The 22902-nt window shown below is 59.2% G+C and carries 15 protein-coding genes and 1 pseudogene; 6 read left to right on the top strand and 10 right to left on the bottom strand.

Annotated features, from left to right (window positions below):
• The first annotated feature begins 518 nt into the window (after positions 1–518).
• A complete protein-coding gene (locus NP945_RS18060) occupies positions 519–1601 on the top strand; it encodes a RelA/SpoT domain-containing protein (protein WP_256747123.1) in 1083 nt (360 codons plus the stop codon).
• Here the strand turns inward: NP945_RS18060 and NP945_RS18065 are convergent.
• Both NP945_RS18065 and NP945_RS18070 read right to left on the bottom strand, forming a co-directional pair.
• A pseudogene (locus NP945_RS18065) lies at positions 1598–1815 on the bottom strand (IS1595 family transposase); the annotation flags it as partial. The gene NP945_RS18060 and the pseudogene NP945_RS18065 overlap by 4 nt on opposite strands.
• A gap of 157 nt (positions 1816–1972) precedes the next feature.
• The gene (locus NP945_RS18070) at positions 1973–4879 is read right to left on the bottom strand and encodes a trifunctional glycosyltransferase/class I SAM-dependent methyltransferase/polysaccharide deacetylase (protein ID WP_256747124.1); all 2907 of its coding nucleotides are present in this window, start codon (positions 4877–4879) and stop codon (positions 1973–1975) included.
• Between the two features lie 903 nt (positions 4880–5782).
• On the opposite strand from NP945_RS18070, the gene NP945_RS18075 reads away from it, so the two are divergent.
• The 4 genes from NP945_RS18075 to NP945_RS18090 are packed head-to-tail and all read left to right on the top strand — an operon-like array spanning position 5783 to position 10725.
• Positions 5783–6457 (top strand): hypothetical protein, encoded by a 675-nt coding sequence (locus tag NP945_RS18075; RefSeq protein ID WP_031212622.1) that lies wholly within the window; start codon positions 5783–5785, stop codon positions 6455–6457.
• 7 nt (positions 6458–6464) lie between these two features.
• Positions 6465–9143, top strand: coding sequence for an OmpA family protein (locus tag NP945_RS18080; protein ID WP_256747125.1), 2679 nt, complete (start codon positions 6465–6467; stop codon positions 9141–9143).
• A gap of 13 nt (positions 9144–9156) precedes the next feature.
• Complete coding sequence (locus NP945_RS18085) at positions 9157–9651, top strand: Rab family GTPase (protein ID WP_023809564.1); 495 nt, start codon at positions 9157–9159, stop codon at positions 9649–9651.
• A 3-nt stretch (positions 9652–9654) separates the two neighbouring features.
• Positions 9655–10725, top strand: a complete 1071-nt coding sequence (locus NP945_RS18090) for an adenylate/guanylate cyclase domain-containing protein (RefSeq protein WP_256747126.1) — start codon at positions 9655–9657, stop codon at positions 10723–10725.
• A 77-nt stretch (positions 10726–10802) separates the two neighbouring features.
• Here the strand turns inward: NP945_RS18090 and NP945_RS18095 are convergent, their stop codons facing one another.
• The 5 genes from NP945_RS18095 to NP945_RS18115 all read right to left on the bottom strand — a co-directional run bounded on the left by NP945_RS18095 (position 10803) and on the right by NP945_RS18115 (position 18490).
• Positions 10803–11483, bottom strand: a complete 681-nt coding sequence (locus NP945_RS18095) for a peroxiredoxin-like family protein (RefSeq protein WP_256747279.1) — start codon at positions 11481–11483, stop codon at positions 10803–10805.
• Positions 11484–11502: 19 nt separating this feature from the next.
• A complete protein-coding gene (locus tag NP945_RS18100; protein WP_256747127.1) occupies positions 11503–14799 on the bottom strand; it encodes an adenylate/guanylate cyclase domain-containing protein in 3297 nt (1098 codons plus the stop codon).
• A gap of 687 nt (positions 14800–15486) precedes the next feature.
• Complete coding sequence (locus tag NP945_RS18105) at positions 15487–16866, bottom strand: hypothetical protein (RefSeq protein WP_128308238.1); 1380 nt, start codon at positions 16864–16866, stop codon at positions 15487–15489.
• Entirely contained in the window at positions 16866–17390 is a 525-nt protein-coding gene (locus NP945_RS18110) for a GNAT family N-acetyltransferase (RefSeq protein ID WP_256747128.1), read from the bottom strand. Before NP945_RS18110 ends, NP945_RS18105 begins: the two co-directional genes overlap by 1 nt.
• A 74-nt stretch (positions 17391–17464) precedes the next feature.
• Positions 17465–18490, bottom strand: coding sequence for a hypothetical protein (locus NP945_RS18115; RefSeq protein ID WP_256747129.1), 1026 nt, complete (start codon positions 18488–18490; stop codon positions 17465–17467).
• Between the two features lies 1 nt (position 18491).
• Here NP945_RS18115 and NP945_RS18120 point away from each other — a divergent pair, with 1 nt between their 5' ends.
• Positions 18492–19907 carry an adenylate/guanylate cyclase domain-containing protein gene (locus tag NP945_RS18120; protein WP_256747130.1) on the top strand — a complete coding sequence of 472 codons (1416 nt, stop codon included), beginning with the start codon at positions 18492–18494 and terminating at the stop codon, positions 19905–19907.
• A 129-nt stretch (positions 19908–20036) separates the two neighbouring features.
• Here the strand turns inward: NP945_RS18120 and NP945_RS18125 are convergent, their stop codons facing one another.
• From NP945_RS18125 to NP945_RS18135, 3 genes are all read right to left on the bottom strand, one after another.
• Complete coding sequence (locus tag NP945_RS18125) at positions 20037–20516, bottom strand: class I SAM-dependent methyltransferase (protein ID WP_127380495.1); 480 nt, start codon at positions 20514–20516, stop codon at positions 20037–20039.
• 208 nt (positions 20517–20724) lie between these two features.
• On the bottom strand, positions 20725–21906 hold the full coding sequence (locus NP945_RS18130; protein ID WP_127319624.1) for an ABC transporter permease: 1182 nt from the start codon (positions 21904–21906) through the stop codon (positions 20725–20727).
• Positions 21903–22901, bottom strand: a complete 999-nt coding sequence (locus tag NP945_RS18135) for an ABC transporter permease (RefSeq protein WP_127326880.1) — start codon at positions 22899–22901, stop codon at positions 21903–21905. The genes NP945_RS18130 and NP945_RS18135 overlap by 4 nt, the downstream gene beginning before the upstream one ends.
• Position 22902: the final 1 nt, after the last annotated feature.

The following is a 22902-nucleotide window of genomic DNA, read 5'->3' on the forward strand; positions in this document are numbered from 1 at the left end:
CTGTTTGGTTCCGGCCAATTGCGACTCGGCTCCAGATTTTACAGGAGCCAGGCCGATCTGGCCCTGCCGATTTAAATCTCTCCGGCAATGGGCTTGAGCGCATCTTCTGTCGCAGGCTCCAGCGGGACGTCGGCGACGTTCCGGAGCATCAAAGCGGCGCGCCGAAGGACGATCTGAAATCCGCCCCGTTCGAGGTCTTGCCGGAGATTGCCAGTGACATAGTTCGCCTGCGCCAAATGGCCGACCTTGTGGTCGTGTGCGGTGGCGATGGTTCGGTGTCGGCGGCGGCGATGCCTGTAGTGGAAAGCCGCCTGAGCGTGGCGGCATGTAAGTCCGCGTCATGTCCAGGGGCGCGATCTAGGCAGATACGGCCGAGACGGTATCTCGCTCGCGGAGATCCGATGTCGCGCGCTATGGTACTTCGCTTACCCAAACGGATATGACTCTTGGGATCTGATTCCCCTGCGATAGTCCCGCCAGTCCAGAATGAGGCGGGCTACCATGACTTCTTGGCTCCAATGACTGAGTACCCGCGCCTTGCCTACAGCATGAAAGCCGTTCGCAAGGCAGGCGACCGGCTGGCAAAACCTATTCAGTTCGGACGAGACATCACTGTCGGCCAGTATGTGGACGCACTCGAAATCTTCTCAATAGCCAATAGCTGGCGCGACTCGCACTTTCTGCCGATGCGCAGCGTTCGGTTCTCTGTCCGTCATCACATAAGAGCCCTGCGACTGGAGGGCGACATGGCATCCCGGCCAAAGCGCATGGCATCCATTCGTCGGAAGCTTCGAGAGTCCACCACCAATTTGGACACCATGAACGACATCGGCGGTTGCCGGGCGATCATGGCCGATATCAAAGGTGTTCGCTCGCTTCTCGCATCGATGCGAGACAAGTTCCCCCATGAGATCCACTCTAGGGAGTTTAACTATATCGATGAGCCGAAGCCGGACGGGTATCGAAGTCACCATGTTGTTTTCAAATACCGATCCCGAGATGCCGACACCGAGGCTTTCGACGGACGACGCATCGAGTTGCAAGTTCGTACCAAGCTTCAGCACTCATGGGCAACTGCGGTTGAGGCTGTCGGGCTATTCCGGGGCCAGGATTTGAAGCACGGAGAGGGCGACCAAGATTGGCTTCGCCTTTTCCAGCTTATGTCGGCGGAATTCGCGCACGTTGAGCAGTGCCCCGTTCATGTAAGTATTCCGGATCACAATGACCGGGTTCGAGAATTGCGGGATCTCAACAAGCGTATAGATGCGATCGGCATACTAAAAAAAATCAAGAATACTACCAGATGCCATGAGAATTTTATAAAGCAATCGGAAAAAACTAGATACTATTTGCTTCAATATGGGAAAGATAATATACTGACTATCGATCATTTCAGGTCAATTATATCCGGCGCGCGAAAATTGAAAGGGATCGAACAAAAAATCGAGCTAAGGGGCAGTGAGGTGAAGGCTGTCTTGGTCGAGGTGGATAAGAAAGAAAAGCTTGCTGAAATGTATCCGAACTACTTCGGAGACGTTTACTTATTTGCTCGTAATCTGAAATCCATCTGCTCGGGAAAAGCGGCTACCGAATACAGTTAGCCTGCACTGGGTCGGCTTAAGCGGCGTCGCTTCCGTATGAAGTAACCCGAGCGTTTGCCGACGATACCATCAAGGCTGCGACCGGCCCACGCATCGTCGTTCATGCCAGGGGCTGCGCGTGAATTATGGCGGAAGCCATACTCGGAGAGGTAGCGGTGCAGATGCTTTCTGCGCAGGGCTGATAGGTGCCACGCATGCCACGCTTGAATATGCTGATGCGCCGGGTATTTTGGCAATGTTTACTCAGCCGCCGGGGCAGGTCATTCCGATCTCGGGGTGACATCGAGCGATCGCGGCAGTCTGGCGAGTGCGGAGCGTTTCGTCGATCTTGCGCACGTGAGCGGGACCGATGACCGTGACAAATTCACCGTTTAATCGAGCATGGCCTCGACGGTGGCGACAAACTCGTCGAGCGAGCGATCCCCGCGAATCTCGATGCGTGGGAGGTCGATGGGATCGCAATTAAGGTCCGCCGGCCCGTGTCTGCTGCCGAAGCCGATCCGATAGCCGGACTCCTTGGCCAGTCTGCCGAGCCGTCGGTCGGTGACAGAGAAGGGTGCCGCGAACGCCGAGATTGGCCGACCGGTCCAACGTTCGATGAACATACGAGAGCGCAGCAGTTCGGCGGCCAAGTCAGAACTCGACAGACCATCGATCGCGCGATGCGTCGCGAGATGGCTTCCGAAGAACGCACCTTCGGCGGCGAGCCGCCGCACCGTCCCGGCATCCATAAGCTGCGTCGGCGGACCGTTTACGGAATCCCACTGCGCGCTTTCACCCACCAGGTCAGTCACCAGGAACACTTCCGCGGTCAGGTCGTTCGCGCGCAAGGTTGGCCAGGCATGGTCGGCAAAATTCTGGAAGCCGTCATCGAAGGTGATGAGCACTGGGCGGCCAGCGAAAGGCTGACGGTTGGCGATGGACCGTTCCAGTTGCTCGGATGTGGTTGCGTGAAAGCCATTGGCGCGCAGCCATGCCATCTGGCTGGCGAATGCGGCGGGCGTTAGCCGAAAACGGGCGAGGGCGGCCGGACCTTCTTCGGCGACGCTGTGGTACATGAGGACAGGGATACGTGGCCGCCGCTCGCTGCGCGCGACGTCGCGGCGCAAGGCCCGCGCCCCGCCCCAGACGATATTTCGGGCGACCCCGAGTCCGATAGGCGCGCGGATCGGCGCATGATCAATCCTCGGTTCCGTCACCACATCGTCCGGTGACAGGCGGCGGAATCGGTCTATGCGATAGAGCTCGGTCTGGATCGACTGCTCGAGGACGAGACCTTCGGTCGCTGCGAGCGCCTCTGAGATCGCTTGTGCCCCGAATGTGTTCCAGTCGAAGCCCGTCCTTTCAACATTGTCACGCAGCACGAATGCGTGGGCGCTGATGAAACTGCCGCCAGGCGCCAACGCCTCTGCGAATTTTTTGGCAATGCGCCGCAACTCGGCGAGATCATCCAGATAGTAGAGCACTTCCGAACAGAAGATCAGATCCATCTCACCCGGCAGCGTGTCGGCGGAGAAATCCAGTACGCCGAATTCAATATTCGGCTGATCGCTGCATCGCGCGCGGGCCCGTCCGACGGCTATGGCGGAGATGTCGGTTGCGGTCAGATGGCCCACTCGCGGCGCCAGCTGCCGCGTGAAGTGGCCCTCCGCGCAGGCCAGCTCAAGCGCCCGTCCGATGGGACCCGCAGGCAGAATCTCGAGCTGCCGCTCATATTTTTCCTGCTCATAGGACGAACCGTAGTTCCAGGGATCCTCGGTCGCGAAATAGCCATTCCAGAACGACGTGCGATCCTTGTCGTGCCTGTGCCGTGCGCGGCGCGGCGCCGCGGGAGGCTCCGCTGGTTCGGCGCTCGACCGGACCAATTCCCGCGCTTGCGCAGCCAATCGCGCGAGTTTGCCGAAGTGGCTGTCCGGATCAGGCCCGCGTTCGGCTGTGCCTGACAATGCCCCGGCTGGAAGCGTGTTCGGAGTGTTGGCGCCAGCCTCCTTTTGCGGTGCGAAATACCGGATCAGTTCAATCCAATGATCCCTTGTCACTGTCCCGAGCACGCCGAATTGTACGACGGCCTCGATGTGGCCATCCATCATCAGGTAGGCATAGATTTGGTCGATTCCTTCCGGCAGTTCGGTCGAGGTCGGATTTCGAGCGTCGACGCGGATTCCAAGTGTTCGCGCCAGCCTGCGCGGCGCGCCAAGATCGTCGGCGTCGAGAAGCATTTGCTCAAGCTGGTACTGGATGCGGCGAGCCGCCGCGGGATTGGCCCAGACCTTGCCGAGTTCGGTAATCAACTCGGTGATGGCGCGGCCGAACCTTCCCCACCTGGCAGCCAGTTGCGCCGGCACAGACAGGCTTCCCACCGCAAGGCCGTTGACGGCTACCTTGGCGATCTCACTCGCCCACTTGCGTCCGGCCGGAAGCGCGCGCAGTGACTGCGGGTTGATCGAGCCCGAGCCGCCGCCGCAATCCGACGCGGCGTTCCACAATGCGAACCACGCGAGTGCTTCGGAAGCGGTGCGGCCATCCGCCGAGTTCGCTCCGTTGGAGTGGATAGTCACCGGGTGTTTGACTCTGGAGTCGGCAGAGAAGCCACGGGCGATCACGATTTCCGCGTCGGCCAGCATCTGAGATGAATTGCGGGTGAGCGAGTTGGAGCTAGCCCGGTAAAAGGCGAGCGGCTCGTCGACCATTACCCAATTTCTGCCGAGACGGGCGAGGCGCTGCCACAGATCCCAGTCGTCGCATGTGCGCAGCGACACATCGAAACCGCCTAACTCGACGATTGTCTCCCGGTCGACCAGCAGCGCGTGAGTGGCGATGGCACACCGGCGGGCAAATGTTTCAAAGGGCTGGATCGCAACCTCTGACGAGATGCTCAACGGAATAAGTTCGCCATCGGGCATCACGCACTGAGAGCCGCAATAGGCGGCCACTGAATCGGGCGCGGCCTCCAGTGCGGCTAGCATTTTCGCGAGGAAGCTGGCGTCTACCCAATCGTGTGCATCCAGAAACATGAGCCAGTGGCCGCGCGCCGCCGAAATCCCGCTATTGCGCGCGCCGGCGGGGCCATGCGCGCAAGAACTCAACGTCCGAAATCGGGCATCTTGCTCCACATAACCGGCAATGATCGCGGGGGTGCGGTCCGTGGAGGCGTCGTCGACGATGATCGCCTCCCAATCCACGATTTCCTGATCGAGGAGGCAATCGAGTGCGCGCGCCAGCGTTACCTCTGCGTTGTGCGCAGGAACCACGATTGAAACCAATGGATTATGCGCCATGCCGTCTTACCCACGCCTGGTTCGAAGGTACAAGAGTCCCAAGACATAGCCGGCGATTTCCCGCCAAAGGAAACGGTCATCGATGATGCTGCGTCCAAACAGTCTCCCGTGAACTCTTCCGAGCCGTCGCGCCGCCATTTGGCTGCAGGGCGAGCTTGCTCCTGTCCTGCTAGCGACGATAGAAGCCTGGCGCAGCATTTCATCCGTGCCGCCGAGATCGGGCGCCGGCTGTCGCAGATGCACGTCAAAACCAAGCATGCCGCATACTCATGTCGATCCCTGAAATCGGCACCATGACCACAAGCTGCGGTCCCTGGCACTTGGCTATGGCAAACTGGCGTCCTTTGCAATCGACGACGCAACAATGCAAGCCCACTGAAGCTTTGGTTGAATGACTGCCAGCTATTGGGGCCTATTGCTCTCTCCTATCGACCGAAACACCGCGATTCCGGGCTGCATTCTCGATCGGCGATTCCTCGTGTGAAAAGAAGATGCTCCTTCTACTGTTGAGCTCGCGCCGGAAGCTGATGGTGGCAGTATATAGCGGAGCGAGAGGCAATATGCTGCCCGCTGGAATAGCTATTTTAGCAATTTCTAATAAAAACTTGTTACTTAAATCTGCCTAAATAGATATACATAATCCCATTGTATCACTCGGCTTCATAGTAGATTTCGCCCGATAGCCAATTAGGTTAAATGGCTATGGTTGCTATCACAGAGAGGGGTGAGAGCAACACCTAGCGGTACTGGTGCTTTTTCTGCCAGTGCAAGAGGTGTAAAAAGAGCACCCAAATTGGCTTGCGCCAAGAAGATTCCGGCTTGCAGGTCGCGGATTTTGCTGGCATCTTCATCTGTTTATGGGTCTCTGCACTGTGGCAGGTGTTCAAATAGAGGGGTATAAGGATGGCCAAGGAATCTTCGAGTACTTCGAGTGCCGTTTCCTCCGCAAACAAGGCGGACGCAAATTTGATTGGTAATGCAGACGGAAGCGGGCTGAACTTCATGGCGGCCCAGGTTCGCGAAAACGGGGGCGCCGGCGACGCCGTAGGTGTCGACAAGATACGCGATCTGCTGTTCGGCAACCAGATGCAGGACTATGACCGCCGTTTTTCCAAGCTTGAAGAACGGGTGTTGCAACGCTTCAAGGATGTCGAATCCGAAGCCAAGCGCAATCTTGAGATGTACGAGTCAAATGCAAAGAAGCAGATCGATTCGCTCGCGGCGCAATTGCGGAACGAAAAAGACTCACGAGCCGATGCCGACAAGGAGATTGACCGGAATCTTCGCGAGCAAAACCAGGCACTTGAAAAGCAGGTGCGTGCGTTGTCGGATCAATTGAGCGCGCTTGAGCGGGACGTTTCGGACCGGATAAATCGAAACGATCATTTGCTGCGTGAGGAAATCAAGCAGAAGAATGAAGGCGTTCAGATGCTGATTGAGAAAATGTTTGCCGATCTCAGCAACGTTAAGACCGACCGAAATCTTTTGGCTGGCCTGTTTGTAGAGGTTGCGAAATGTCTGAATCAGGATCCCGTCGGCAGCAAGGGCAACTCGGATCGTAGCTGGAAAGTGAGTTGATGGGACCTTGACGTCAACCGTCGACCCAATCAGTCTTCCACAAAGAACAGCCTCGAACGATACAGAAATTGATCGCGAGGCTCTGGCTCGTCTTTTGGTCGAAATTGCCCGGAACGTTGATCCGGACTATCGTGCGCGTTTCGACGGAGTCCCAACCGCCGATCCTCGCATGGAAACGCTGCGCCAGTTGCTGGTCAGCCGCGAAATTTCGGAGCTTTCACGAGTTACGCATCTGCTGGACGAACCCGAGCAGCTTGCGGCAGCAGTGGGCGACATTCTTCCCAGTGCGGCCGCGCGAGCGCCTCATGCGCAGCTCGGCGAGGCGCTTGCGCCTGCTGTCGAAAGGGCTGTGCAACGGTCAATCCAGAAGAGCCCGCGCACACTAACGGATATATTATACCCGGTGTTTCTGCCGGCAATTCGCAAGTCGATCGGGGAAAAGATCGACCAGACCTTTCAGTCGCTGAACGAAACTCTAAGACATATATTTACCTGGCATGGGCTAAAGTGGAGACTTGAATCTTGGAGGACAGGAGCAAGCTTTTCGGAAGTTGTTCTTAAACACTCTCTTGTTTATCGTATAGAGCATGCCTTTCTCATTCACCGCAATTCCGGTCTTTTGATAGCGCATGTAACCGCCGATAATGCAACGAGCGAAGATCCTCAGCTCATCTCTTCGATGCTTAGTGCAATTCAGGATTTTGTGAAGGACTCGTTTAACGAGAAAGAGCAGAGCGGCCTGGACACAATTCGTTTTGGCGACCTTCGTCTCTGGTCAGAAGTTGGACCGTTTGCGACCCTGGTTTCGGTGATCCGGGGAAATCCGCCAGAGGGATTGCATGAAATAGTTCGCGATGTATTGCTTCGCATCCATGAGGAATCCTCACAGGCTTTAGAGCAGTTTGACGGCGACGGTTCGCAGTTGGCCAGCGTAGAGGCGCAGTTGCAGACCTGCGTCGAGCTCAAGCAGGAGGAATCAAATGAGGGATTTCCGTGGCTGGTGGCGGCCGTTGCCCTGCTGCTTTTGAATCTGGCAGGCGGTTGGTACTTTCTTTCCTGGCAATCAGCGCAGCGCTGGCAAGCTTATGTATCGCGCTGGCAGGCTTACGTGACGCGGCTGGAGGCCCAGCCGGGCATCATCGTTGCCGAACAACAGGCGCGCGATGGCCAATTCTATATTGCCGGCCTGAGAGACCCGCTTGCCGCCGACCCGCAGTCGCTGTTGTCTGGAACGCAGGTCGATCCCGCACGGGTGCATTCGCAGTGGCAATTCTATCAGAGCCTTGAACCGGAGTTCGTGCTGAAACGGCTGACGGCGTCGCTGGCTCCGCCGGATTCAGTACGACTATCAATCGACAATGAGCGCATCGTTGCCGAGGGTGAGGCCCCCGACACCTGGATAGATCGGGCGCGTGCAGCGGCCCGACAGCTTTCGGCAGGCGGACCGGAATTCGACATCTCCAAGGTTCGTGACGTAAGCCCCGAAGTACTCGAGGCGAAGCGCTGGCAGGCCTATGTGTCGCGACTGGAGGCCCAGCCGGGCATCATCGTTGCACAACAAAAGATACGCGACGGCCAATTCTATATTGCCGGCCTGAGAGACCCGCTTGCCGACGACCCTCAGTCGCTGTTGTCTGGAACGCAGGTCGATCCCGCCCGGGTTCATTCACAATGGCAATTCTATCAGAGCCTTGAGCCGGAGTTCGTGTTGAAACGGCTGACGGCGTCGCTGTATCCGCCAGATACAGTACGACTTTCGATCGTCAATGATCGCATCATTGCCGAGGGCGAGGCTCCCGACACCTGGATAGATCGGGCGCGCGCAGCGGCCCGACAGCTTTCGGCAGGCGGACCGGAATTCGACATCTCCAAGGTTCGTGATGTGAGCCCCGAAGCACGCGCGGCGGAGCACTGGCAGTATTATGTGTCGCGACTTGAGGCCCAACCGGGAATTGTCGTCGCCCAACAATCGGCCAGGGGTGGACATTTCTATATTTCCGGCCTGCGAGACCCGCTTGCCGCCGACCCGCAAGCTCTGCTGTCCGGAACGGAGGTCGATCCTGCCCGCGTTCATTCACAGTGGCAATTCTACCAGAGCCTTGATCCGAAGTTTGTGGTGAAGCGGCTGACGGCGTCGCTGACGCCGCCGAAATCGGTCCGACTTTCGATCATCCAGGGTCGCATCGTTGTCGTGGGCGAGGCTCCTGCCGCCTGGATCAACCGGGCGCAGGCCGCCGCTGAACAACTTTCGGCGGACGGAGTGGTTCTGGATGTCTCGCAGCTGCGTGAACTGGACCTTGCAGAGCTCAATCATTTGAGAGAGGCCATCCAGACGACCGATATTTTCTTCTCTTCCGGCAAAGTTGTGCCGGGACCAGAGCAGACGCCGGTTCTCGACAGATTGGCGGATCAAATAAAGGAATTCGCCCAAAGTGCCCGCAAGTCAGGCGTAACTGCGCGGTTCATGTTGACCGGCCATTCGGACACCACGGGCCGTGAGACGGCCAACGCGTCGATCAGCGCCGCCCGTGCCGAGACAGTTCGTGCGCTTCTCAAAAAGCGCGGCGTCGCTCCGGAACTGCTGCTGGTTCGGGGTGCGGGTACCTTTGAACCGGCGGTGCCTGAAAATAGTCAGGCTGGTAGCTCCACCAATCGCCGGGTTTCGGTTACGGTAAACCTGGACTAGGGCGGAGCCCAAGATGTTGCAAAAAAAGATCTGTATGCTGGGCGGGTTCTCTGTCGGAAAGACGAGCCTGGTCCGCAGGTTTGTGAAAAGCATCTTTTCAGAAACCTACTTGACCACGGTGGGAGTGAAGATCGACAAAAAGAGTGTCGCACTCCCGGACAAAACAGTGGATCTGATTTTATGGGATTTGGCCGGCGAAGATGATATCGGCTCATTCCGCGTCAGCCATGTGCGAGGTGCGACAGGCCTCGTGCTTGTCGTCGATGGAACCCGCGCCGCTACCCTTACCGCCGCGCTCACGCTGCGCGAGCGGGTCGAGGCTGAATTCGGTGCTATGCCGTTCGTATTGCTTTTCAACAAATCAGATCTGGCCGATCGGTGGGTAATACCGGATAGAGAAATCGACGAACTGAGGCAACGTGGATGGCAGGTCTATCTGACAAGTGCGCTCTCGGGTGAGCATGTCGATGATGCGTTTCTAAAACTCGCTTCGATGGTCACCAAATAGACCATGCAAAGATTGCCAAGAGAGATCGGAAACTGGATTTACGATTTCTTCTACAACGAGCGTGCTATTGCGTATGTGAAAATTGACGCCCAGCTGCGGACAGCGGCGAAGGGCGGTAACGTTGAACATTACGGGCTCTCATCCCTTCGCATCGGTAAGCCTGTTGCCGATCAGCTTGAATTCATGGAAGGTTTGCTGCCTTGCCCGGAGCTTCCATTTCATATGCCTATGGTCGAACTGCCCAGCGGGCGTGTCGCGGACCTTCATCTTTTTGCTGATGATGACCGCGTGTGGCTGCTCTTTCTTGATGCCACTGCCGAACGCGACAACAAGCAGCGGCTTCAACAGAAGGCTTATGAAATGACTCTTCTGCAAGAGAGGGAGCGCCAACTCAACGAGAAGTTACATTCGGCCAATGAGGCGTTGAGGAAGAGTCAGGAGGGATTGTCGCGTGAATACCAGCGCGCCGAAGCCCTGCTCCTCAACATTCTTCCGGCATCGATCGCGGAGCGGTTGAAAGCGCACAAGAAAATTGCAGACAACCACGCAGAGGTGAGTGTGCTTTTTGCCGACATCGTCGGTTTTACGGAAAGAGCGCGCAGCGTCGGAGCGGTGACGACGCTCGCTATCTTGAATTACTTCTTCAAGGCGGCGGATCGACTCGCGGAACGACACGGCTGCGAAAAGATCAAGACAATCGGCGATTGTGTGATGGTGGTCGCGGGCCTGCCCACCGCGCGATCCGATCATGCACAAGCCCTGGCGCACTACGCAGTTGAACTGCGCAAGGCGGTCAAACGCGAGAGCTTCGCAGGAGAACCGATAAGACTGAGAATTGGAATTCACTCGGGACCGATCGTCGCTGGCGTCATAGGCAAAAGACGGTTCGCCTATGACTTGTGGGGCGAGACCGTTAATCTCGCCTCGCGTATTCAAACGTCCGCGGAGCCCAGTGAAATCCGTATTTCCGATGCAACGCGCCAACTGCTGGGACCAAAATTTGCTTGCGATCCACTTGAGGAAACGGAATTGCGTGGTGCAGGTCGTGTACGAATGTGGCGGCTCCCAGCCTGATTGTCGCTCGCCGACGCTGGAGCGCACTGAATCTCATGCCGCAAATTATTAACGTGAAGATTTGACCCAACGGGACCTCATTGGGCGACTTGCGACACAGCTGACATCAGTTCCTTCGGGTTGGGCGCCCCAAACATGTATCGCCCCCCCTCCGGAACCTCCGTGAAACTCCAGCGGACAATTCCCTGCCTGTCCAGCAGGAATTGACCGACCAATTGTCCGTGTCCTGTTGCGATCATCTGTTCGTCGGCTTCGGTCACTTCGTAAGGGTCCTTCCTATCGAGGATTTCGCTCGCTGCAAAAGGATTCATGGGACCGGGCAACTCGCCTGGTATGTCGACCCGCATATCCTTTGCTGCTGCCATCGAGACCTTGTACGGCCAGTTCGTCTCGTTTTGGGTGAATTCGAGATTGGGTAGTCCAAAAGCACGATGTGAAGCGCGTTCAGGGTCGGAGGCCGCAAGCAGGTTCGGCATCGGGTGGTAGCGGAAATAGAGACGCGCCCGTTCGATCGGCGTGTTGACCACCGTCAGGCTCTCCACGCCCCTTTCGCGCAGCTCCGGATCAAGCCGCGCCTGGGCGGCGATGTGGCGCCGGCAGAAGGCACAATGCAGACCTCGAAACAGGCCGACCAGCACTGGTTTTTGCCCGCGAAAGTCGTCGAGCGCGATCTTGCCTTCCTGGGTAATGGCGTCAAGCACCAGGTTCGGCGCACGGTCGCCCGGTTGAAGCGGTACCAAGTCACTAGGCGCGGACATTTCCAACCCCTAACCCCGGCTAGTCGAGAAAAGGCAGCACCACAAGCGCTTCCGGGTCGAGCCCGTGCTGGGCGCATATACCCTGCGCCAGGGAAAAGTAGCGTTCGGCCTCGGCCAGATTGTCGAGGTCCAGATTAAGCGTTGCGAGACCATCATAGCACGGAAAGAGCAGTTGGGGCTCGCCCATTTCGCGGGCGACGTCCAGTGCTTCGTGGAACAGGCCAACCGCCAGTTCAGGACGGCCGTTGCACTGGTGGATCTGCCCAAGCACGATCAACGGCACCGGCAGGTGCTCGCGCTGGTCGAGCGCCCGGTCGATCTCGATAGCCTTCTCGGCGGCAGGCACGCCCTCCGTTGGACAGCGATCCGTGAAAGTACAACAAGCGACCGCCAGATTGGCGAGGAGGCGGGCCTGGAAACCCAGATCACCAATATGGCGCGCCACGTCCAGACCGCGCCGACAGACCTCCATTGCCTTTGCCGGATCGATAGTCGTGTAAAGCACGCCGAGATTGGTGTAGCCGCGGCAGGCCGCACCCAGCAGACCGGCGGCTTCGGCCAATTCAATGCTGCGCTCGACCTGGCCAACGGCTTCACGGTTTCGTCCGAGGCGAGCCAGCGCAACAGCCTTGGTATTAAGTGCCTCGGCGGTCACAAGAGTGGCATCGCGTCCTACGTCGGAAACATGCTCCGTCGTCAAAGTGCGTACGCAATCCAGCGCCGCGTCCGCCCATTTTGCCGCGAGGGAGTGATCTCCGCTCCGGAACGCCTGTCGGCCACGTTCTTGCCAGAGATGCGCCTGCTCGATCGGGGCATCCGCTCCATCGAGGAGCGCTGCCGCTTCAGCATAGCGGGATTCTGCGCTGTCCCGCTTGCCGACGTCCCAGAGCAGCCGACCGACCTTACGCAAAACTCGCGCCGAAGCGACACGATCTGCCAACTGGCGGTATGCCAGCAACACCGCCTCGTAGTGGTGGTGCGCGACCTGGCGGCGGCCTGCCGGGCCGCTCAGATCGGCAATGCGCTCTGCAATTGCCAGTTTGAGCGGTGTTTGCCCGATCGCACCCAATGCGGTCAGTGCTCGCTCATAGAAACGAAGGGCGTCATCGTTGGCGTATATCATGCGAGCGCGATCACCCGCCGCCTGCAGGTAATGCGCGCCCCTCTCCCGCTCGGCGCTCTGTGCGAAATGATGACCGAGCACGGCCAAATCCTCGAGCCGTTCCGGCTTGTCGCCGCACAGTTGCTCCAAGGCAGCACCGACCCGTCCGTGGATGTCGGTCCGGCGTTGCAGGAGCAGATTCTGGTAGATCACGTCCTGCAGCAATGTTTGCGTAAAGCGGTAGCTTTGCGACGAGCCCGAACCAGATCCGGCAACTTCCTCGATGATTTCCGCATCGCAAAGCAGTTCGCAGCCGGCTTCTAGCCGGCCGGGGTCGGATGTAACGGTTTTCAGAAGGGTGGCATCGAAGCGCGGGCCAATTACCGCGGCTTCCTGGGCCAACCGGCGCACCTCTTGGGGCAACCGGTCGACCCGAGCAAGCAACATTGCCTGGATCGTGGCGGGAATGCCGGTTGCGACTTCGCCTGCCACAGTCCGCCATTGCTGGCCCTCGCGCATCAATACACCGCGATCGATAAGGCCGCGAACGATCTCCTCTAAAAAAAGCGGGTTGCCGCCCGAGCGATCGAGGATCTGGCCGAGAAGCCCTCCTGCGGAGTTTACCCAGCCCTCGCCAAAAAGCGCCGCCAGCAGACTGCGTCCGTCATCATTGTTGAGCGGCGAAAGCCTGAGCGCCGTGTGACTGACCCGATTTGAATCGAGCTGGTCATTGTCCGGCGCTGGACGATGGGTGACCAGCAACATCAACCGTGTGCGTTCCAACCTGTCCATCACGAAACGCAGTGCCTCAAGTGACGCGGCGTCGGCCCAGTGCAGGTCTTCCACGACAATCAACAGCGGCGACAACGCAAGCCGCCGCTCGATGATTGTGCGGACTGCGTAAAGAATTTGCCGCCGCAGCTGCTCGGGTTCGACATGCTGCAAGGTGGCATCGGGGTCGCCAAGGCCAAGCACATGGTAAAGCAAAGGCATCAGTCGCTTCGCCTCTTCGCCCTGCAGGCCGAGATCGGTAAGCAAGGCTGCGAGCTTCCCCCTTATTTCATCCCCATTTTCGTTCTGCATCATCCCCGCAGCGCTGCGCACAACTGCGTCCAAGGCGCCAAATGATTGTTCGCCCAGCGGTGAGCACGCGGCCTGCCGCACGGCGACGTTGCGAAAACGATCCTCGTCGCCGACGCGGGCGACGAACTCCTTCACCAGCCGCGATTTCCCGATACCGGCTTCTCCGACGAGGCGGACAAGTTGGGCCGAGCCGTCGCACGCCTGGTCAAGGCTCGCCAACATTCTATGAAGCTCCGCACCGCGACCAATCATCGGCGCGCTGAGGCCGAGCGCCTCGAGCCCACGTGCTGCACGCGGGGCCGCAAGCGGTGCATCCAGTCGATGGACGAGCACACTGCCGGCCTTGCCGCGAAGCACGACATCGCCCAGCGACTCGTAAGAAAAGGCATGCCGGGTCAGCCTGTGAGTGAGTTCGCCTACCAGCACCTCACCCGGTGCGGCCAGCGATTGCAGGCGCTGCGCCGTATTCACGGTGTCGCCGGTCACCGAATAGGATTTGGCGGTGCCGATGCCCAATCCGCCAGTAACCACCGGACCGGTGTTTATGCCGATGTGGAGTAACAGAGGCGAGCCGGAGTGGGGGGTGCCTTCACCGAGCCGCGCCGTCCGGGCGATCATGTCGAGAGCGGCGCAAAGCGCACGTTCCGGGTCGTCTTCATGCGCCACCGGCGCACCGAACAAAGCGAGCAGCGCATCGCCGATGAATTTGTCGACGAAACCGCCAAAGTTCCGCACGGCCGCCGTCAATTCCTTGAACAGCGCGTTCTGCAAACATTGCATCACCTCGGGGTCGAGCTGTTCGCTGAGTGTCGTGAAGCCGCAAAGGTCGGCGAACAGGACCGTTACCGTCCGGCGATCGGCGTCAGAGACGGGATGCAGCCCATAGCTTTCGATGTTCGGAGGCAGCGACAGGATTCGAGAAGGCGGCACGATGGTCCCGCTTGGTTTCGGAACAGGCCGTTCGGCGGCTTTTGCGGACGCACCAAGGCTTGCCCCACATTTCGGACAGAACTCGAAATCAGGTGCGCAGGGGTAGCCGCAGCTGGCGCATGGCACAGGCTGGCGCCTGCCACACTTCGGACAGAAGGCGTAACCGCCCTCAATCTCGAAACCGCAGCCCGAGCAGTCCATGGAAACCTCACCCGAGCATGATGCCGAAAAGTGTGAAGCGGTTTTCGGACCACATCCTGCTCTGTCTCTTTGACCTAGAGATGGATTCAGATTTCAGGTCGATTCGGCCTGCAATCATCCGGCTCTTGGGGCCATGACTCGTGATCTCGCCACGCCCTTCACGGCCAGGGTATTCACAATGATGAACCGATAGCCGTCAACCGGCAAGCGGCAGCAAATGGGCATCCGTGGGTCCGGTGGCGGAGCGTTGCCGATTCGGACGGCTGCTTGGCCGTCGTTGCGAAGTTCTCTCTTAGCCCTCCGTCTTCCTGCTATCATGGAGATAAGGAGACGGACCTTGAGCGAGAATCGCAGACTAGTCGCAATCCTGGCTCCAGATGTGGTTGGATACAGCCGGTCGCCAGCGCGGACGAAGATTCGCCTCGCGTCTGGAGGGCGTCGCGGCGCCCGGCGCCATCTGCCTGTCCGAGGACGCCTATCGCTAGGTCAAGGCGAGGCTCGACCTCTCGGTCAGCGATCTCGGCACGCGTGGGCGGCATGGCAGGAACTGCTCGCGTCAATCCTGACTATTCGCTGGAATACCGTCGCAAAGTCTTGCCTTACAAGAACCATGCCGATTTCGAACTCATGATCGACGGCTCCGCAAGGCCGGAATAGTGCAATGACAAATGAGGGCATGCGGTCGGATCAGACGCCAAAGGCTCGGCCGATCTTGCGCCATCGGGCGTTTTCACGAACCAGTTTCAGGTCGTCGGTCGTCTCGGCAAAGGTGTGCGAACGGTAGTGCCCGAGCAGGTCAGGAAACAGCCTCCCTGCCGGCAGGCCGGCAACCTGTTCGCGGACCGACATTTTTTCATCGATGACCCGGGTGCCCCAGGCATTTTCCCGAACCTGCAACTCGGCAGCCAGACCGCGCTCTTCCGGCGCGGTTTCATCCAGCGCAGCCAGCAGGATCGAGTGGAAAAGCGCTACATAACCGATCTGCCTCAGCCCGCCCACCACCCGCACGCGAGGCAATATGGCAAGAACGAGGAACGTCAGGAACAAGTTCGGCAGCAGCACGCCGTCCAGCAGCGCCTGCTTGAGATGCGCCCGCTCGAACGGGATGGAAAGACCATTCGGCCTTTCAGGCTCGATCAGGTGCCCGTTCTCGAAAACAAGCTTGCGCACGCGCTCCTCGCGAATGCCCCAGAAATAGGCCGTGGCATTGGGCAGGAATCGGCCAAATGGGCCCGATTCGGTCTCTTGCAGGGTACGTTCGAGACGCTGACGCCTTGCGGGCTCAAGGAGCAGCTTGGAAAGAAGGCTGCCGTCATGGTCCAGATGCCGCGCCACGACGGAAGCCGCGAGCCGGTCATCGATGAACACCGGCCGAGCCATGCCGGAACGATCCCAATCGGCGACCAGATCCTCGTTGAGGTCTGTCAGTGCATCGGCGGCGGTTCCAAACACCTTGTCCTGGCTGGCGAGCAGTGTGCCCAGCCAGCGGCTGGCATCCGTTTCGTCGCCCACCGCTTCGAGCGCCCGCTTGTTGAGGGTGACCGGGCCGGCCGCGCAGGCGCTTTTGCGGCATAGTTTGTGGCGCCCCATGCCAAACAAGTTGACCTTGTCGTCGCCGACATCGAGCCATCCCGGCCCCTCCCGGCCAATTGTCTCCATGGTCATCGTCGTTCCCATGAAGCCGACGAACGCCGACAGCCCGTTTTCGACCGCGCCGAGCCAGGCAAACAGGAGGGCATCGAAGGTGATCCTGTCCATCAGCAGCAGGCAGTGGAGGCCGGACTGAATCACCGGTCTGTGGTCGAATTCTTCAAGGGCCTTGCCGACCTCTTCAGGCTGCATGATCAAATCAAGGCGCTGATGCAGTACATCAAGCAGGATCGAACGGGCAGCGATCGCCGGACCCGAAGCAGGCCTTGCCACCGGCCGCCACAGATGGCGGGCGTATTCGGAAACCGGTGCATTCCAGTTCTGCTCGATGTCACGCACGACTTCCGGGCAGAGCAGTGACAGCACTGCCAGAACATCCACCGGAGCCTTAAGGGTCGGATCAAAGTCCCTGGTCATCAGAACCGCAGCCGGGCCATGCTCAGAAGGTCGTGATACCGTCCTTCGGTAAAGCCGGCCTTCACATGCCGGCCTTCGACCTCGAAGCCGTGGCTTGTGTAGAGGCGGATGGCCGGTTCATTGTCGGCATAGACGGTCAATTCGACTCGCTTCAGGGCGCGCCAGTTGTCGGCCACGTCAAGCAGCGCGCCAAGTATGGCAGAGCCGATACCCTTGCCGACAAAGCCATCGTCAAGGCCGATATTGATCTCGCCGATGTGCGAACGGCGCGGCGAACCCTGCACGATAAGGCTGCCATGGCCGACGACCTTGCCGTCCAGCTCGGCAACGATCCAGGTGGTTTCCTGGCCGGACTTGGTGATACGCCGTTCTACCTGCTCCACCATCTCGAATGGCACCCTGAGCGTGCCCCAGCGGAAGCCCGGCATGTTGAAGATGGCGCAAAGCGCCTCCGCATCGCTTGGCCGAATGGCCCGGAGTTGCGGCTGGATTTTCTTTGGGAATGGCGAGGTCGTGCTGGTCATGGCTTTCCCGGCAAAGGCAATAGGCCCGGCACGATGCACCGGACATCATCTGAAAATCCAGCCATCTCATCATCCTATGATGCCGATTGCGCGCTGAAGTACCGGGAGACGGCGTAGAGTTTGAAGATGCCGCTGATTCCGATCCAGCCGAAAAGGGCGAGCCAGCACAATGTTCCCGTCGCCGTCCAGTCGATCCGGTGCACTGCGGCCTCGGTGATGACAAGGCCAAGGATGGCAAACAAGCCGACCAGAAACTGCGCCAGACCGAGCACCAGCAGCTCTTCGCGCGGCGCGCTTTTCCAGACGAGATATGTGCCGCCCGCTCCGGCGAGGAAGATGGCGCTGTAAACCTGAGCGTGGAAGGCGTCGATCGGCCACGGCCAAAAGCCGCCGAATGTCAGGGGAAACAGCAACAGACCGACGCCATAGAGCCCGAGGATCGCCATTTCCATCGACATATAGCCGCGCCATGCAGAGTTTAAGGTCACGCCCTTTGCGGAAGGACGGCCCCCGGCCCGTAACAGGAACAGCCCGGATACCGCGACCGAAGCAAGATAGACCAAGAACCAGAGCCAGGGCGCTTTCCGCTCGAAGTTGAAATAGCCGAGATTGATGAACGAAGCCGCCGAAACGATGACGGTGAAGATGAAGGCCATGACAAGCACTAGCCTGCCTGGCGACCAGCGATTCCAGACCAGCAGCGCCGCCATCACGGCCATTTCGGCGGTGTAGAAGCCGCCGAGGAAGCGGGCGTTGAACGGCGTGACGGCCCAAGGCCAGCGCGGCCTGACCAGCGCAGGCGCGAAAAAAAGGCCGGCGCCGACAATCAGGACGATGATGACCCCCGCCGAGAAAAGCCGCAAGGCCGCGGGAAATGGCGGGTTGTCGGGTGTCGGCGCGGGAGAAAGTCCCAAAGATGAATACCCCATGGCCCCACCATAGTACCGCTTGCGATCGGTGAAAATCCCGACGGAATTGACACGTCGGCGGGCTTTTCCATTCGAATGGCCGTACGATCCGTTTCGAAGTAAGATGGAGCGCTCGGAACGAAGACCGGTTCCGGTCAACCACCTCGGGGGTGCATTTTCCGGAGCCTGCACGATGACCGAAATTCAGGATCTGTTCTCGCTTTTGCGGCAATCGACCGATGTCGATCCCCAGGCAATCGACGCGATCCGGCGGACCATCGCGGAAGGCAAGGATTATGAACTTTGCCGCATCAATGTGCCGGCTTTCGCCAGCAAGCATGGCCTCGACGAGGAACGCGCCATCAGCGCCTTCCTCCATGCGGCGCGGGTAGGCATCTTCGACATTTCATGGAATGTTCTGTGCCCCGGCTGTGGCGGCGTGCTCGACACCAACGCTACGCTGAAAACCCTGCAGAAGGACGAATACACCTGCGCGCTATGCTCCGAAGGCTATTCGCCGACCCTCGATGAGATGGTCGAGGTGACATTCACCGTCAGCCCTCGCGTGCGCAGGATTGCCGCCCACAATCCACACGAACTGCCGTTGGTGGAATATTTTCGCCAGATTTACTGGGGATCCGGCGTCGATCTGCCGGAAGAGGATTTGGCGAAAAACATAGAAGCGTTCTCGCTGGAGGATATCGAATTGGCGCCGGGTGAAAAGGCGGTTCTGCCCATACAGCTTCCGTCCGAATTCATCATCGTCTTCGAGCCGGTCACCCATTCAGCGCAGTTCATCGACGCGAAGGGCGAACCAACAAAAGAGCGGCGAAGCCTGTCGTTGGCTTTCGACCGCGACCATGTCCAGAACCAGACACTGGAAATGCAACCCGGTCCGCTGCGTATTTCGCTGGAAAACAGGACCGACACCCGCGTGCTGCCGGCAGTCTTCATCGCCGGCGAGGCATTGCATAATCTCCTGGGCAAACGCCGGCCTTTTCTGACCGCCAAGCGCCTGCTCACCAACCAGACGTTCCGCGACCTCTATCGTACGGATACGCTCGACATCAACCAGCGCCTGAAGATCACCAGCCTCACCTTCCTGTTCACCGACCTGCGCGGATCGACCGCGCTTTACGAGCGGGTGGGCGACCTTTCAGCCTTCGATCTCGTGCGCGTGCATTTCCAGGTTCTGCACGAGATCGTCGCGGCGGAGGCAGGCGCGGTGGTGAAGACCATCGGTGATGCGGTGATGGCGACATTCGCGACGCCTGATCGCGCGATGGCTGCGGCCCTCAGGATGCGTGATGCCATGCGTGCGCTCAATGACAGAAGCGGGCGCGAGGATCTGCTGCTCAAGATCGGTGTCCATGCCGGCCCCTGCATCGCCGTGTCCATGAACGAGCGACAGGACTATTTCGGCCAGACGGTCAACATTGCTTCACGAGTCCAGAACCTGGCCAACGCACAGGCTATCTTCGCAACCCGCGCGGTGGTCGACGACAATCTCACCGCCGATCTGTTGCGCAGGAACGCTCTGACGCCCGTGCCTCACGAAGTCTCGCTGCGCGGCATCGAGCGGGAGATCGCGGTGTATACAATCCCCTGAGCAATTGGGCCGTCCAGAGCAATCCCAGGGAAAGTGTAAACGGTTTTTCGGGAAAAACGCGTAGCACTTTCCCTTGGAATTGCAGTAGAGCAGCGTTTGCGTGAAAAGATGAGGCGCGCTCTCGGCCGCTCACACGCGCTTGCAGAGGAAATAACGATCGGCGGGCTCTGAAGTCGGCGCCGGGAGGCGTTGCAGCAGCGGGTGATCGAGCGGCGTGCCACTGACCGCGAAGCCGCCGACCCGAAGCAGGCTCGCAATCAGATCGGGAAGCCAGGTAGCAGTCACTGCATCCCGATCGTCATAGCCGGTGCCGATGTCGGCATGAACAAGGGCGGCTTCGATGCCAATGAACTTGCGGGCCGTCTCGCGTATTTCGCCGAGCACGAGGTTTTCGGCTTCGGGAATTGAGCTGGCATGTGCGCCGACTTCGCGGTCGAACACCACGATCCGGCGCCCGGGCAGGCGCTCTCGCAGATGGTGGAACGTCCGACCGTTGCCGAGGCCGAGCTCGAATACAAGCCCCTCCATCTTCGCCACCTCGACGCAGACTTGGTCGAGAATGTCGCGCTGTGCGGTCATCCTGCTGATGAAATTCTCGAGGCGACTCATATGCTTTTGTGTGTCCTGAACCAGCAAGAGATCGTCAATGCCGCCGACAAGAACTGTTCACGGGTGAATCCCGAAGGCGCAGTGCCAAACTCGATCACGTGTCGGCACATATAGAGGCGGACCATGAACACTGCAACAACCGTACAGGCAGCCGGCAAGGATCATACCGGGTGGAATAGGCGGCACGGCGCGCGGCAAAATAACAACCTCACTTGTAGGGATCTGCGGCGTCCCGCAAGCCGTCACCGAGGAAGTTAAACGCCATGATGACGAGAATGACGGGAAGCATCGGCAAAAGCAGCCATGGATAGAATGCGATCACGCTGACGCTGCGCGCCTCGGTGAGCAGGATGCCCCAGCTGGTTATCGGCGCTCTCAGGCCGAGCCCGAGGAAGCTCAGCGCCGTTTCGCCCAGGATCATGCCGGGAATGGAGAGCGTCGCCGTCGCGATCAGATGCGACATGAAGCCGGGAATGAGATGCCGGCCGATGATGCGGCTGCTCCCGGCGCCCATCAACTGCGCGGCCAGAACGTAATCCTCCTCGCGCAAGGCCAGAAGCTTTGAACGCACGGCCCGCGCCAGTCCGGTCCAGTCGAGCACTCCGAGGATCACGGTGATGCCGAAATAGATCAGGATCGGACTCCAGGTTATCGGCATGATCGCCGCCAGGGCCAGCCATAGCGGAATGCTGGGAATCGATTGCAGAACTTCGATTATCCGTTGAACGATCAGGTCGAAGATACCGCCGTGATAACCGGCCAGTCCGCCGATGACGATGCCGAGCAGGAAGCTGAAACTGATGCCGACGAGGCCGATTGTCAGTGAAATGCGTGCGCCATAGATCATGCGCGAGAGCACGTCGCGCCCCAGCCTGTCGGTGCCGGCCAGAAAGAGCTGGCCGTTTTCGGCAGCGCAGACAAAATGCCTGTCACCTTCGATCAGGCCCCAGAACCGGTAACTGTCGCCCTTGCAGAAGAAACGGAGCCGCTGAACATCGCCCTGGTCGTCGATGTAGTTCCGCTTGAGCGTGTCCATGTCCAGCGTCATCTGGCGGCCATAGACGAACGGCCCGACGAACTCGCCGTTGTGGAACAGGTGCACCTGCTGCGGCGGCGAATAGATATAGTCCATGTTGCGCGTGTGCAGATTGTACGGCGCCAGAAACTCGCAGATCAATATCCCGAAATAAAGCACTATCAGGAATATGCCGGATACAAGGGCAAGCCGGTGCATGCGGAATTTCCACCACATCAACCGCAACTGCGACGCCTGAAAGACCTTCGACTGCTCCGCCGTCATCGCCTCGACCGACTGCAGGTCAAAGGGCGCGCTGGAAACGTAGTGTTCTAGTGGAGCACCCGGAGCGGGGAGCGGCGAATCCGTCTTCATTTGGTGCTGCCGCCCTGCAAACGAATTCGTGGATCAAGCACCGCCAGCGCCAGGTCGGAAATCAGGACACCGATGACTGTCAGGAAGGCCAGGAACATCAGGAACGACCCCGCCAGATACATGTCCTGGCTTTGCAAGGCCTTGATCAGCATCGGCCCGGTCGTTTCCAAAGACAGCACGATCGCCGTGATTTCGGCGCCGGAGATGATGGCCGGCAGGATAGAGCCGATGTCAGAAATGAAGAAATTGAGCGCCATGCGCAGCGGATATTTGACCAGCGCCTTGAACGGATGAAGGCCTTTGGCGCGCGCGGTCACCACATATTGCTTGTGTAGCTCATCGAGCAGATTGGCGCGCAGCCGCCGGATCATGCTTGCCGTGCCCCCGGTGCCGATGATCAAGACCGGGATCCAGAGATGGGCGAGTATCGACTTCGCCTTGGCCCAGCTCATCGGCTCGCTGAGATATTGCGGGTCCATGAGATGGCCGAGGGACGTGCCGAACCAGATGTTGGCGAAATACATCAGGATCAGCGCCAGCATGAAGTTCGGAATGGCAAGGCCCAGGAGGCCGAAAAAGGTCAGGCCGTAATCGCCCCAACTGTATTGATGCGTCGCGGAGTACATGCCGATCGGAAAGGCGATGAGCCAGGTGAAGATGATCGTGACGAAGGAAACCAGCACGGTCAGCCACATTCGGTCCCCGACGACGTCGCGAACCGGCAGCTCATATTCGAAGGAATAGCCGAAATCGCCGTGCAGCATCCCGCCGACCCAGTAGAAGTAGCGAATGATCGGCGGCTTGTCGAAACCATATTCCTTCCGCATCATCTCGATGCGATCGGAATCCACCCCTTCGCCCTGCGCCCGAAGCTCGGCGACATAGCTGTCGAAATAGTCGCCGGGGGGAAGTTCGATGATCGTGAACACCAGCGCTGATATCACCAGCAGCGTTGGAACCATCACAGTAATGCGCCAGACAATATATCGAAGCACG

Origin of the sequence: Mesorhizobium sp. LMG17149 (assembly GCF_024518695.1) — a bacterium.
Taxonomy (GTDB): domain Bacteria; phylum Pseudomonadota; class Alphaproteobacteria; order Rhizobiales; family Rhizobiaceae; genus Mesorhizobium.